The following is a 13,598-nucleotide window of genomic DNA, read 5'->3' as shown; positions in this document are numbered from 1 at the left end:
TCGGCCGCACATGGCGACCGAGGTCTACGTCTGGGACTCATACTCCTGCAACAACAGCTCCGACTACCGCCTCGTCGCCGAGTTCGCGACGCCGGCGAAGGCGGAGGCGATGCGCGCCGAGCTCACGAAGTTCTTCAAGGCGCACGCGAAGGAGCAGGACAAGCGGTCCGACGAGACCGGCGTGGAGCCGGGCGGACCGACGAACGCCGCGCGCGCGTTCGGGAAGAAGCACGGTCACGAGTGGAGGAAGTTCCTCGTGTGGGGCGACGAGGGCCTCACCGGCGCGGAGCCGCGGAGCACGACGCTCGACCGCATGCTCGTCCTCTACCACGGCTACTGCGGCGGCTTCGGCGACGACCTCCCCAAGGTCCTCACCAAGGCCGGCGCCAAGCTCGTGACGAAGGGCGACGAGCGCGGTCCCCCCACGCTCTACGCCTCCTTCGAGACGAGCGACGCGACGAAGAAGCTCGTCGCCCGCCTCACCTCGTTCTTCGCGCAGCGCCTCGCGCCGACGGGCACCCTCTCCGACTGGGAGCACCCGTCGTGGCTCCCGACCGAGCTCGAGGGCGACGACGCGAACGTCGCCTTCGTCGTGGACGGCGAGCGCTGCACCTTCACGATGCCGCTCTTGCCGGAGAACATCGCGCCGCTCCGGAAGCTGCTCGAGCGCGGCGCGGCGAAGAAGCTCGAGCTCCGCATCGCGACGAAGGACGATCTCCGCGCGTTGAGAGCGGCGGAGAAGAAGGCGGGCGCGCGGGCGCGGCTGGTGCTCGAGCAGACCGCCGCCGCGACGACGGGACCGACCGGCAAGCTCGCGCTCCACACGCTCTTCGCGCTGAACCGGAAGGTGAACGGCGCGGAGGACGTCGTCGTCACGCCGCGCGGCGTCGTCGCGTTCGCCGGGGAGGAGGGAAAGACGCAGCGCCTCGCGACGACCGACATGAAGACGCGCGCGATGACGTGGATCGCGTCGCCGAAGTCGTGGCTCCAGGGCGTCCTCGTCGAAGCCGACGGCACCTGGCTCGCCGGCGGCGAGGAGGGGAAGCTCTACGCGTCGACCGACGAAGGCAAGAGCTGGAAGGAGCGCAAGGCGCCCGGGCTCGCGACCGCGCTCGGGAGCGGGCACCGCGTCTGGTGCGTCGTTCGTTTCGAGGGCGCGCTCTGGGCGGCGAGCAAGGGCGGCGTCGCGCGCGAGGTCGACGGCAAGTGGAAGCGGGTCGACGTGCCCGCGAGCGTCCGGACGGAGAAGAAGCCCGCCTGGCTCGAGCACGGCCGGTTCCTCCCCACCCTCGTCGTCGCGGGCGGCGTGCTCTACGCGCTCGGCACCGGCGTCGCGCGCTGGGACGGGAAGAAGATGGTCGTCGAGCACGCACCAGGCCACGACATCCGGTCCCTCGCGCTGACGGACAAGGGGACCCTCGTCGCGGCCGGCGACCGCAAGATGGCGGGACAGAAGATGGTGATCGCGCGGCCGGTCTGGCGAAAGCCGCGCGGCGGCACGTGGTCGCTCGTGCCGGCCTCGGCGCTCGACCACGCCGAGCTCCCCGAGGGCGAGGAGCGCGAGGAGAGCGAGGAGTTCATCGCCGTCGTCGCGGCCGGCAACTACCTCGTGCTCGTCGCCCGCTGGGAGCTCTTCTTCACGCAGCACGCCGTGCGCATCTCGACCGACGACGGCGTGACCTGGAAGCGGCAGAAGCCGAGCACCGGCACGAGCACGCGGACCACCGCGGCGGTGGCGGACGGGCGCGGCGGCGTCCTCATCGCCGGGCAGGAGGGACTCCTCCTTCGCGTCTCGCGCGACGGCGCCGGCAAGTGGACGGCGAAATGACGGCGCGAAGGCTCGACCTCGACGGGGCGGTCCTCCTCTTCGATCGCGACACCGGCAAGAACGTCCTCGTCCGCGGCGACGAGACGAGGGACGCGGTCCAGACCGCGCCGCGGGTCGTGCAGATGGCGCTCACGAACGCGTGCAACAAGACGTGCGGCTTCTGCTACCGCCCGCTGGAGGCGCGGAGCGCGTGGACGTTCGACGAGGTCCTCGCGTTCGGAGGGTTCCTCACGCGGTGGGGCGTCCTCGAGCTCGCGCTCGGCGGCGGGGAGCCCACCGTCTTTCCGAAGTTCCCCGACCTCGTGCGCCGGCTATGGGCGGAGACCGGCCTCGCGATCAACTTCACGACGAACGGCACGCGCCTGACCGACGAGCTCCTCGACGCGATCCGCGGCTCGGTCGGGCAGATCCAGCTCTCGGTCTACGACGACGAAGACCTCGACGGCGCGATCGATCGGCTCGTCGCGCGGCGCGTTCGCTTCGGCCTGAACTACCTCGTCACGCCGGCGCGCCTCCGCACGCTCGACGCCGACCTCCTCGCGTGGTCCGCGCGCGGCGTCCGCGACGTCCTCCTCCTCTCGTACAAGGGCGAAGAGGCGCTCCACCTCTCGCCGAAGGAGCTCCGCGCGCTCGACGAGGGCCTCGTCCGTTGCCACGACCACTTCGAGGGCCGGATGCAGCTCAAGGTCGACGTCTGCTGGTCGACCCGCTTGCCCAACGCGCCGCAGCTCTTCTTCGATCCCGACTGCCGCGCGGGCGCGCTCTTCCTCAGCGTCACCTCGGACCGGCGCGTCCTCTCGTGCTCGTTCGCCGAGGGCGGCGTCCCGTTCGAGCGCTTCGAGGAGCTACCTGCGATCTACATGCAGCTGAAGACCGCGCGCCTCGCCGCCCCGAAGCCGGGCTGCGCGCGGCTGCCCGCGCACGGCCTCGGCGCGCGGCGCCGTCGCGCTCTCCCGCGCTACGCCGAGCTCACCTAGCGGTCAGAGCCCTTCGCGCGCGGGGACGTAGATCGCGTAGCCGCCGGTCTGCCCCGCCGGCGCGAGGAGGCGGTAGTCCGTCGCGAAGTCGAGGCCGCAGTCTTTGAGCGCGCGGCGCTCGACGTCGCTCACGGCGCGGCCGAAAACGAGGACCGGCGGACGGCCTTCCCACCACGGGTGTCCGTCGCGGCACGAGGCGCGGAGGCCGTCGGCGGTGCGCTCCCAGTCGCCGCCGGCCGCCCACGACTCGCCGACCACGCGGCCGTCCAGCGCGACGACGACGCCGGAGATCTCGTCGAAGCCCATCATCGCGCGCCCCGGCTCGCGGACGTACGGCTCGACCGCGCGATGGAGGAGGCTGAAGCGCGCCGCGACGTCGGGGCGGAGCTTCACCCCCGCGAGCGCGGGGACGCCCTCCGCGATCGTCGTCGTCCGCTCGAACGTGTCGGTCCGGTAGGGATGCTCGAGGATGCCGCTCTTCGCGATCACGGCCGAGGAGGTGACGCCGCCGCCGGCGATGACGAGCGCCATGAGCCGCGCGACGAGCGGCGCCGTCTCGATCCCGGTCGCGATCGCGATCATGATCGCCATCCACCCCGCGAAGCCGTTCACGATCATCACGTAGAGGTAGTTGCCGGTGCCGAGCCCGTGCGTGATCGGGAGGACCGCGAGGAGACCGAGCACGAGGAAGCCGCGCGGAGACTCGCGGCAGAGGGAGGGCATGCGCCGCCGCGCGATCCAGCCGACGAGGAGCGCGGTGACGCCGAGCGCGAGGGCCGCGAGCGCGATCGCGTGCGGCGTCACCGCGTAGCGGCTCAGGTTCAACGTCCCGCCGACGAGGCCGGCGCTCTCCTCGGCGCGGGTGTACGCGCGCGAGAGCGCCGCGGCGGCGAGGAGGCCGGTGACGATCTGCGCGCCGCGGCTCCGCCCCACCACGACGACCGCCGCCGCGACGAGGAGGAGCTCGTAGCGATCGACCGTGAGCTTCAGCAGCGCGACGCTCGTGTCCCAGTACATCTGGAGGAGGACCTTCGGCGGGTTCCCCTTCTTCATCAGGATCCGGTTCACCTCGAGGACCTCCGGCATGACCTTGTCGAGCCGGACGATGAAGAGGTTGAAGAAGAGCAAGAAGACGCCGGCCCCCGCGAGCGTCCACGCGAAGAGGCGAAGGACGTCGCGCGCGCCGCCGCGAAGACCGCGCGCGGAGAGCACGGTGAGGACGGCGACGAGGAGGTTCGGCCCCAGGATCGCCGCGGTGGACGCCCACTTCGCGAGCGCCATCATCACGACGAGCGGACCGAACGCGGCGGGGAGCCAGAACGGGATCGGCGCGCCGCGCTCCACGAGCGTCGCGAGGCGGAGGACGAAGGCGGTCGCGAGCACCGCGCCGAGGAGGGACACGTCGTTGTAGCCGGGGCTCAATGGGAGCCACGCGCACGTCATCCCGCCCGCGGCGAGGATCGCGGCGACGCCGGCGAGCTCCCAGAGCGGCGTCTTCGGCGCGAGCGGACGACGAAGACGCAGCCACCGCATGAACGCGAGCCCGAAGACCCCGTGCGCCGCGACGATCGTGAACACGCGAAAGAGGCGGAGCTTCGGGATGCTCCAGCCGAGGAGCTGGAAGACCGGGCCGTAGAGGTACTGGTTGCCGGTATAGGTGCGGTGGTTGACGCTCCACCAGCGGTACGCGAGGACGTAGTTGCCTTCGTCGCTGACGTCGAAGCCATGCGTCGCCATCCGCGCTGCGGCCCGCATCCACACGAGCGCGCAGATCGAGGCGAAGGCGGCGACGAGCGCGACCGCGACGGCCGCGGGCGTGATCCTCGCTCTGCTCGGCGCCGGCATGGGGCCGCGCAGCCTAGCATGCGGCTCCGGCGTCAGGTCGGCAGCTCACCGCGCCGCTTGAGCGCGAGGTACGGGAAGACCCCGAGGAGCGAGGGCGTGATCGATCCGAGGAGGTAGACGTTGAACACGGTGGCGCCGCCGGTGAGGCCGACCGCGGAGAAGAGGCGCTCGAACGCGACGTGCGCGACGCCGAGCCCGGCCGGCGCGACCGGCAGCACCATCGTCAGGACGCCGAGCGGGAACACCGTCGCCACCGTCGCGTAGGCGACGTCCTGTCCGGTGATGCTCACCGTGAGGAGCGTGAAGAACGCCATCCCCGCCGCGTGCATCGTCATCGAGAGGCCGAGCGCGACGACGAGCTCCCGCGGCCCCGACACGAGCAAGCGCGTCGCGGCGACGAGCTGGTTCAGGACCTTCGAGATCGCCGACGGGCCGCTCGTCCAGCTCTCGAGCCGCGCGCCGCCGACGCGGATGAAGAGGAGGAACGCGCCCGCGCCGAGCACCGTCCCCGCGCCGAGCGTGAGCACCGTCGTCGCCGTGGGCCGGAGGAGCGGGTCGCCGAAGAGCGTGGGGAAGCGGACGAGCGTCACGAGCGTCGCGATCACGATGAGGCCGGCGAGGCCGAGGAGGCGCTCGACGAACGCGATGAGGAGGAGCGTCGTGCGCTTCAGCGGCGCGACCTCGCGCGCGACGTAGAGCGCCTTCACGACGTCGCCGCCCACGCTCCCGGGGATCACGACGTTGAAGAAGACGGCCGTGAGCTGGAGCTGGATCAGCCGCGCGAGGGGGAACCGGATCCCGGCGAGCCCGAGGAGCACGCGGTAGCGGAGCGACGCGATCACCACGCCGAAGCCGAACAGCGCGAGGTCGAGGACGAGCAGGAGCGGGCGGCGGAAGAAGATGCCGAGCGCGCCGAAGTCGAGCGTGCGGCTCTTCACGAGCCAGCCGATGAGCGCCGACGCGACGGCGATCTTCGCGACGAAGAGCAGCGTCGAACGAGCGGAGCGCTGCGGTTTCTTCGCCTCCACTTCGTGGGCGGGTACCTGCGATCGCGGGAGGCGTCAAATACCAGAGGGCCGCTGGTCAATGGCGGCCCGTCGTACTAGAGGAGGCCATCGGTACGCCGACTCGAGAAAGGAACCTGTCGTGGCCGCGAAGACCAAGATCGTGCTCGTCGGACTCGGGCGCATGGGGCGCAATCACCTCCGCGTGCTGCGCGACACGCCGGGCTTCGAGCTCGCCGCCGTCGTCGACGCGAACGCGACGCCGCCGGCCGACCTCGGCGCGATCCCGTTCCTGCGCACGACCGCGGAGCTCGCGAAGGTGGACTACGCGGCGGCGGTCATCGCGACGCCGACCGCGACCCACAACGCGCTCGCGCTCGAGCTCATCGCAGCGGGCAAGCACCTCCTCGTCGAGAAGCCGGTCGCGAGCTCGTACGAGCACGGCCTCGGCGTCATCGAGGCCGCGCGCGCGAAGGGCGTGAAGCTCGCCGTCGGCCACGTCGAGCGCTTCAACCCCGCGGTGCGGAAGCTCCGCGAGGTGATCCGCGAGGGCTGGCTCGGGACGCCGATCCACTTCGCGTTCACGCGCGTCGGCGGCTACCCGGAGACGCTCCTCGACGGCAACAACGTGCTCCTCGATCTCGCGGTCCACGACATCGACGTGCTCCGCAGCTTGATCGGTCCGCTCAAGGTCGAGCACTCGACCTGCCACGTCACCTGGCGCGAGGGCGTCTTCGACACCGCCGAGATCCTGCTCGGCGCCGCGTCGGGCGCGAGCGCGAGCGTCCACGTGAACTGGATCACGCCGTCGAAGATCCGGAGCGTGCGCGTCACCGGCACGCGCGGCGTCTGCTTCGTCGACTACATCCTCCAGACGTGCGAGCTCCTCGGCGGGAGCCTCCTCAAGGGGATCGCCCCGACGACGCCGAGCTTCGACGTCCTGCAGGAGCTTTACCGGACGACCGATCGCGTGCAGTTCGGGGTGCAGAAGCTGGAGCCGCTCCGCGCGCAGGCGCAGCAGTTCAAGGCGTTCCTCGACGGCGCGGAGGCGGGGGAGCTCTGCACCGGCAGCGACGCGCTCGCGGCCGTGCTCCTCGCCGAGCGCGCGATCAAGGTCGAGGCGGCGCGCGCGCGTCCGCGGAGCATCGCGCCCGGCGCGCCGAGCGTCGAGACCGCCGCAGAGCTCCCCACCCTCGACGCCGAGTGGGTTTGATCGTCGCGCCGATGGGATGAGGCTGCTCCTCGAGCATCTCGTTCGGAGCGGGCCGCTGCTCGGGGCGATCCTCGGCGTCGTCGTCGCGCTCGCCGGCTTCGGGCCGGCGTACGTCTTCGGGACGAGCCCGTTCTGGGAGTACCCGCCGACCGACTTCAGCTTCCACCTCATCGGCTGGCGCGAGTTCGTCCAGGAACCGTGGACCTATCCCCTCCTCCTCTCGCGCAAGCTCGAGGAGCCCGAGGGCGTCAACGTCCTCTACATGGACTCGCTCCCGCTCGTCGCGCTCGCGGCGAAGGCGGTGCGCGGACTCGTGCCCGACGCCGGGCGCACGTTGCTCCTGAACCCGCTCGGCTGGTGGCAGCTCGTGTCGTACGCGCTGCAGGGCGCGTTCGCGGCGCTCGTCGCGCGCTCGCTTCGCGCGAACCTCCGCGCGCAGATCGCGTGCGCCGCCGTCGCGGTGTCGATGCAGATCTTCGTGACGCGCTTCGTCCACACCGCGCTGAATTCGCATTTCCTGATCCTCGCGGCGCTGTGGCTCTACGTGCGCGCGGGCGAGAGGACGGTCCGCGCGCGTGACGGGTTGCGTGTCGCCGCGCGGTGGACGCTGCTGCTCGTCTCTGCGCTGCTCTTGCATCCGTACCTGTTCGCGATGGCCGCGCTCGTCTTCGGGGTCACGCTCGTCCGCTGGATCGGGGCGCGGCGTCCGGCGCTGGCGATGACGTCGGGGGCGCTCGCCGTCGCGTGCGTCGTGGGCGTCATGATCGTGTGCGGGTACTTCGGGCCGCGCCTCACGAGCGGGAGCGACTGGGGCTTCGGCCACAAGTCGACCGATCTGCTCTCGTTCTTCGTGCCGCAGCACAGCCCGTTCGTTCGCACGCGCCCGGAGGGGATGACGATCGACCTCGCGCACGACGAAGGCGCCGAGGGCTACGACTACCTCGGCGGCGGCCTCGTGGCGCTCGCCGTCATCGCCGCGATCCGCGGGCGCGCGAGCGTGGTCACCGCCGTCCGGCGGCACAAGGCGCTCGCGGCGCTGCTCGTCCTCATGACGCTCTTCGCGATCTCGAACCGGGTCGCCGCGGGCGGCCAGGTGTTGCTCGAGCTCCCGGTGCCGCGCGCGCTCTCCTGGATCGTGGGGCAGTTCCGCGCCTCGGGCCGCTTCATCTGGCCGCCCACCTACGCCGGCGCGCTCTACACGGTGGTGCTCGCGTTCCGCCACCTCCGCCTGGGCTGGAGCGCGTTCGTGCCGCCGGTCCTCGTCCTCGTCCAGTTCGTCGACGGGATGGGGAACTTCGCGTGGGTCCGGAGCTACACCGCGCAGGCGGAGCGCCGATGGCTCGACTGGTCGCTGTTCGAGCCGATCGTCGCCGCGCACGAGGGCGTCACGCTCCGCCCCAGCTTCTCGTGCATCGAGCACGGCCACGGCCACGCCGTGATGATGCAGCTCGAGATCGAGACGATGGCGGCGCTCCGCGGCGTCGGGCTCTCCGGCGTCGCGAGCTCGCGGCAGGTCGTGGACTGCGACGCGGAGGCGAAGAGCCTCGGAGCGGCGATCGATCCGCGCCGGCTCTACGTCCTCTTTCCTCCCGAGGTCCATCCGCTCGAGACGCCGCGGTTCGCCGAGGCGGGCGCGCCGTGCGTCACGTTCGGGGCGCCGCCGAGCAACGGGTACCTCTGCTCGGCGAAGATGTCGTCGCCTCCGCGCGATCTCGGACCGGCGCCCGCGAGCGCGCTCCCGCGCTACGAGCTCGGGACGACGATCCGGCTCGGCACCGACGAGGTCGCTCCCTACCTCGGCCGCGGTTGGTCGCACGCGGAGGGCACGTTCCGGTGGACCATGGCCACGCGCGCGACGCTCTTCCTTCCGCTCGAGGAGCCGCTGCCTGCCGGCGCGACGCTTCGATTCACCGCCGGCGCGGCGGTGTTCCCGAACCGACCGCGCGTCGTCGTCGACGTCTCCGTCAACGGCGCGCGCGTCGCGACGATCCCGATGACGACGCTCGACGCCGCCACCTTCGAGGTGCCGATCCCGGCGACGGACGTGGCGAGGCTCGCGATCGTCTTCGAGGTCGACAGCGTCCGCTCGCCGCGCGAGCTCGGCGCGAACGACGACGAGCGGCGGCTGGGGATCCACGTCGGCGACGTGGCGGTCACGCCGCCGCGGTAGCCGCGGCGACGTGCGGCGCGGCGCGGGATCCTCTAGGCGTCCACCGCGCAGCGGCTAATGTGAGGAGCGCATGCAGCTTCGCCTCGCGGGATGGATCGCCGGTGTCGTCTTCGTGTTCGCCGCGGACGTCGCCGCGCAAGAGCCGCCGGCGCCCGCGCCTCCGCCGGCGGCGGCTCCGTCCGCGCCTCCGGCGCCGCCCGCGCCGTCCGCGCCTCCAGCCGACGCGTCGCCGACGCCGCCGGTGCCGCCGAATCCACCGATGCCGCCGATGCCGCCGGCTCCTCCGCGATCTCCGCATCCTCCGCGCTCTCCGCACGGGTGGGGTCCGCAGCGTGCGCCGATGCCGCCGCGTCCGCCGATGATGCCGCCGCAGCGCGACGCGCGCGTGAAGGTCACGGTCGACGCGGGACCGAAGAACGCGATCGTCGAGCGGCTCGTGAAGACGGACGAGTCCCGCGGGCGCGTGCTCTTCCTGGTGCCGAACCGCGCCGAGGTGAAGAGCTGGGAGCAGGTCTGCGTCGCGCCGTGCACGGTGCTCCTCGATCGTTCGTCGACGTACCGCATCGGCGATCAGGACGAGAAGGTCACGCAGTCGGGCACGTTCACGCTGCCGCCCGGCGCCGAGGAGGTGAAGCTCGACGTGCAGCCCGGCGATTTCTGGTGGCACAACGCCGGCACCAACTTGATCGGGCTCGGCACCGCCGCCGCGATCGTGAGCGGCGCGCTCATCACGCTCGCGCCGACGTGGGACAGCAAGGACAGCGAGAAGGACGTCCGCCTCGGCGGCTTCATCACCGGCGCCGCCGCCCTCGTCCTCCTCGGCGCCGGCATCCCCATCGCGATCCTCACCCGCACGCACGTGAAGGCCAACGACACGAAGGTCGCCCGCCCGCAGCTCTCACCGAACGGCTTCGCGTTCTGAAGTCGCCGGCGCTACGACTTCTTACCGTAGTAGGCGACCTGGAAGCGTGCGTGCTCCTCGGTCGCGACCTCGCGGCGCCAGTCGGCGTTCGTGAGGTACCAGCGGACCGTCTCGCGGAGCTGGGCCGCGAGCTGCTTGCTCGGCTTCCAGCCGAGATCGCGCTCCGCCTTCGACGCGTCGATCGCGTAGCGGAAGTCGTGGCCTTTGCGGTCCGGCACGTACGTCATCAGCGCGCGGGACGTGCCCGGCTCGCGGCCGAGGTGCTCGTCGACGGCGTCGGCGATGAGCTCCACCATCGCCTTGTTGTTTCGCTCCTCGCCGCTGCCGAACAGGTAGCTCTGGCCCGGAGCCCCTCGCGTCAGCGCGAGCCACAGGCCCGCCGCGTGGTCGTCGACGTGGAGCCACTCGCGGACCTGCTTGCCCTCGCCGTAGACCGGGAGCGGCTTGTCCTCCGCCGCGTGCACGATCATGAGCGGGATCAGCTTCTCCGGCAGCTGGCGCGGGCCGTAGTTGTTGCAGCAGTTCGTGACGATCGCGGGCAGCTTGTACGTCTGGTGGAAGGAGCGCACGAGGAGGTCGCTCGCCGCCTTCGACGCCGCGTACGGCGAGTTCGGCGCGTACGGCGTCGTCTCCGTGAACACGCCCGTCTCGCCGAGCGCGCCGTAGACCTCGTCGGTCGAGACGTGCACGAAGCGCGCGTTCGCTTCGCGGCCGTCCCACGCGCGGCGAGCGGCGTCGAGGAGCGAGAAGGTGCCGTTCACGTTCGTGCGCACGAACACCTCCGCCGACTCGATGCTGCGATCGACGTGCGACTCCGCCGCGAGGTGCAGCACGGCGTCGAACGCGTGTTTGGTGAAGAGGTCCTCGACGAGGGCACGATCGCAGATGTCGCCGTGCACGAATTCGAAGCGCGCGTCGTTCTCGCACTCGGCGAGGTTCACGCGGTGGCCGGCGTACGTGAGCGCGTCGAGGACGACCACCTTCGCCGGCTCCGCGTGCGCGAGGACCGACCGCACGACGGCGCTGCCGATGAACCCGGCGCCACCCGTGACGAGGAGCCGCGTAGGAACAAACGAGGACATACCGCGCGCACGCTAGAGCGCCTCCCCATGCGCGTCCAGCCACGCGCCCGCGCACACGTGCCCGCGCCCGCGCGACGCCCGCGCTCACGTGCCGCGGCCCGGGGGGGTGAGCTGGGCGATGCGGCGGCCGGAGGCGGAGTCGGTGAGGAGCTGAGCGAAGCGGCGGGCGCGGGTCTCCTCCTTCTTCGCGCTCGTGACCCAGTAGAGCGCGACGCGACGGTACGACGGCGGCTGCGACGAGAAGAACGACCACGCCTTCTCGTTCTTCTCGAAGCGCGCCTGCATCTCCTTCGTGAGCGTCGCGTGCTCGCGTTCGTAGGCGTAGACGGCGCTCTTCTCCTCGGAGCGGCGCGCGAACGCGGCGCGGCCGGCGACGGTCATGCGGCCCTCCGCTTCGAGCGCCGCGACGCGCGCGATGTTGACCTTGCTCCAGATGCTCGTCGGCTTCCGCGGCGTGAAGCGGATGCGGTACGCGTCCTCGTCGATGCTCTGCCGCAAGCCGTCGATCCAGCCGTAACAGAGCGACTCGTCGACGGACTCCGGCCACGTGATGCTCGGCTTGCCGGTCCCCTTCTTGTGGAAGCCGACCCAGAGCTCCGTCGCCTTCGCGTGGTTCTTGGCGAGCCAACGGCGGAAGGCCGCGGGCGTGGCAAAGAAGGTGGCCTGCTTGATCACGCCGCGAGCTTAGCGAGAAATCGAAGACGGATCGTTTGCGCTCGCTCCTCTCGCGGGGGGCGGGAGAGCTCGAGAGGGCAGAGTCCTCTCGAGCTCAATAACTCCCGCTGAAGATGTACGACTCGCACGTCGTCGCGCCGGGCGTGCGGACGCTGACGTAGACGGTGCCGCTGTCCTCGACCGTCGCGCAGTCGAGGTCCCACACCGGCGTGATCTGCGCGGGCGGGCCCGTGTAGCAGCAGCCCTGGCTCCCGTTCGGGCCCGGCTTCAGATCGCTGCAGCCGCCCTTCGGCGTGCTGCCGTCCTCGCACTTGATGTAGATGCACGCCTCCATCGACGGCGCCGTCGACCAGAAGTGCATCCGCAGGATGTCCCGCGTGAAGTCGGCGTCCTTCGCGAAGAAGGTCCACCAGTCGATGTCCGCGCCGTCGGTGTAGCCGCACGCGGGCGAGCCTTGGCGATAGGAGGTCGCGCCCGCGCCGGTGTCGTTCTTCGGCTCGTCGACGCCCTCGCTCTTGCACGCCGCCGGGTTCTTCGGCTTGCACGCGACGCACTGGCCCTTGTAGCAAACCGAGCCGTCGCCGCACTCGGTGCCGTCGGGGACAGCCTGCTTCGCCGGCTCGCCGTTCGGGCCGCACGACGGGATCACGCACCCGTTGCCGGCGTCGGGCTTGTCGTCCGGATCGATCTGCTTCGCCCCCGTCGTCGTCACGCCGTCACACGTGAGCGTCGCGCAGTCGCCCGCCGTCTGGCGCGGCGCGGGACCCGCCGGCGCGATCTCCTGCGAGCACTTGTGCGCCGTGCACGTGTTGATCGCGCAGTCCTTCTTCCCGCCGAGGTAGCGATCGCAGTCGTCGTCGACCGCGCACTGACACGACGTCGTGTTCGTGACCGGCCCCGGCGTGCACTTGTTGCTCTCGCAGCGCACGGTGGTGCACTCGTCGGCGTCGGTGTCGAGGTGCGCGCAGTCCGCGTCGACGCGACACTCCGGCGGCGGCCCCGGGTCGTAGTCGTCCGCGCTCCCGGAGAACAGACACCCCGACACCGTGAGGCCGAGCCCGCACATCCAGCCGACGACGAAGACTGTCCGCATGAAGCCGCCCCTCGCAATCCGTGTTCCGCGACGGAACCTCATGATTGTTCGCATAAGGATAATGTAGGTTGCAAGCGATCGGCGCGCGCCGTTCGCAGCGACGCCGCGCACGCGCGTTCGCGGCAGCGGCGGGCGAGATCAGAAGTCGGGCTTCGCGTTGCAGTCGGCGCCGCGCAGGCAGTCGCGGTACACGACGCAGTCGGGAGCTTTGCTGCAAGCCTCTTCCGCCTTCGGGAAACAGGCTTGCCCCTTCGCGTCGTCCTGCAGGCACGCGGCGCACTCGCTGCTCGCGTCGCCCGCGTCGGCGTCCGTGCTGCACGCGGTCGTGGCGCAGAGGTCCTTGCATGATTCACACATGCAGTCGTTGAACGCGTTCTGGCTCGCTCGATACGACGGCGGCTCGTTGCAGCAGAGCCGGCACTCGATGTACGACGCCGAGCTCGCGCACTGCGCCGCGGTGCCGCCTTCCTCGTCCGGCGTCGTCGCGCCGTCGGCGCCGCCGTCGGCGCTCGGCGTCGGATCGGGATCCGACGAGCACGCCGGAGTCGTCGCGAGGAGGGAGAGAGAGGAGAGGGTGACCGCCAGCGCGAGCCCGGAAGAGAGGCGCATGGCTCGCACGTTAGCGCACACTCACCTGCGTACGAACCGATCATAGGCGATGGAGAGCGCGATCCGGCATCGAGTCCATGGCCCCGGTCCTTCCCTGAAACCTCGAACGAGCACACATCGGCGCCATCTCGCCATCATCCTGATTTCGCCGTTGCGCAGGAAACAACGTAACGCGGGCGA

11 protein-coding genes are annotated in these 13,598 nt (G+C 71.2%); 5 read left to right on the top strand and 6 right to left on the bottom strand.

Features of this window, described 5'->3' with window-relative positions; all coding sequences use genetic code 11:
* The first annotated feature begins 10 nt into the window (after positions 1–10).
* Together KF837_14060 and KF837_14055 are read left to right on the top strand one after the other, a co-directional pair.
* Positions 11–1,828, top strand: a complete 1,818-nt coding sequence (locus KF837_14060) for a hypothetical protein (protein MBX3228440.1) — start codon at positions 11–13, stop codon at positions 1,826–1,828.
* A complete protein-coding gene (locus tag KF837_14055; GenBank protein MBX3228439.1) occupies positions 1,825–2,805 on the top strand; it encodes a radical SAM protein in 981 nt (326 codons plus the stop codon). Before KF837_14060 ends, KF837_14055 begins: the two co-directional genes overlap by 4 nt.
* A gap of 3 nt (positions 2,806–2,808) precedes the next feature.
* Here KF837_14055 and KF837_14050 read toward each other — a convergent pair whose 3' ends face one another.
* Positions 2,809–4,650 carry a hypothetical protein gene (locus KF837_14050; protein MBX3228438.1) on the bottom strand — a complete coding sequence of 614 codons (1,842 nt, stop codon included), beginning with the start codon at positions 4,648–4,650 and terminating at the stop codon, positions 2,809–2,811.
* 32 nt (positions 4,651–4,682) lie between these two features.
* Positions 4,683–5,678 (bottom strand): flippase-like domain-containing protein, encoded by a 996-nt coding sequence (locus KF837_14045; protein MBX3228437.1) that lies wholly within the window; start codon positions 5,676–5,678, stop codon positions 4,683–4,685.
* Positions 5,679–5,796: 118 nt separating this feature from the next.
* On the opposite strand from KF837_14045, the gene KF837_14040 reads away from it, so the two are divergent.
* From KF837_14040 to KF837_14030, 3 genes are all read left to right on the top strand, one after another.
* Complete coding sequence (locus tag KF837_14040; protein ID MBX3228436.1) at positions 5,797–6,867, top strand: Gfo/Idh/MocA family oxidoreductase; 1,071 nt, start codon at positions 5,797–5,799, stop codon at positions 6,865–6,867.
* A gap of 16 nt (positions 6,868–6,883) precedes the next feature.
* Positions 6,884–9,037 carry a hypothetical protein gene (locus KF837_14035; protein MBX3228435.1) on the top strand — a complete coding sequence of 718 codons (2,154 nt, stop codon included), beginning with the start codon at positions 6,884–6,886 and terminating at the stop codon, positions 9,035–9,037.
* Positions 9,038–9,107: 70 nt separating this feature from the next.
* Complete coding sequence (locus KF837_14030) at positions 9,108–9,959, top strand: hypothetical protein (protein MBX3228434.1); 852 nt, start codon at positions 9,108–9,110, stop codon at positions 9,957–9,959.
* Between the two features lie 11 nt (positions 9,960–9,970).
* Here KF837_14030 and rfbB read toward each other — a convergent pair whose 3' ends face one another.
* The 4 genes from rfbB to KF837_14010 all read right to left on the bottom strand — a co-directional run bounded on the left by rfbB (position 9,971) and on the right by KF837_14010 (position 13,418).
* A complete protein-coding gene (gene rfbB / locus KF837_14025) occupies positions 9,971–11,041 on the bottom strand; it encodes a dTDP-glucose 4,6-dehydratase (GenBank protein MBX3228433.1) in 1,071 nt (356 codons plus the stop codon).
* 84 nt (positions 11,042–11,125) lie between these two features.
* Positions 11,126–11,713, bottom strand: a complete 588-nt coding sequence (locus tag KF837_14020; protein ID MBX3228432.1) for a YdeI/OmpD-associated family protein — start codon at positions 11,711–11,713, stop codon at positions 11,126–11,128.
* A gap of 97 nt (positions 11,714–11,810) precedes the next feature.
* Positions 11,811–12,809, bottom strand: a complete 999-nt coding sequence (locus tag KF837_14015; protein ID MBX3228431.1) for a hypothetical protein — start codon at positions 12,807–12,809, stop codon at positions 11,811–11,813.
* 138 nt (positions 12,810–12,947) lie between these two features.
* Positions 12,948–13,418: a hypothetical protein gene (locus KF837_14010; protein ID MBX3228430.1), complete on the bottom strand. Its 471-nt coding sequence runs from the start codon at positions 13,416–13,418 to the stop codon at positions 12,948–12,950.
* Positions 13,419–13,598 lie beyond the last annotated feature (180 nt).

The sequence above is a fragment of the Labilithrix sp. genome (assembly GCA_019637155.1).
Classification (GTDB): domain Bacteria; phylum Myxococcota_A; class Polyangia; order Polyangiales; family Polyangiaceae; genus Labilithrix.
The sequence above is the reverse complement of the archived record's forward strand: the minus strand, read 5'-3'. Positions and strand labels throughout refer to the sequence as shown.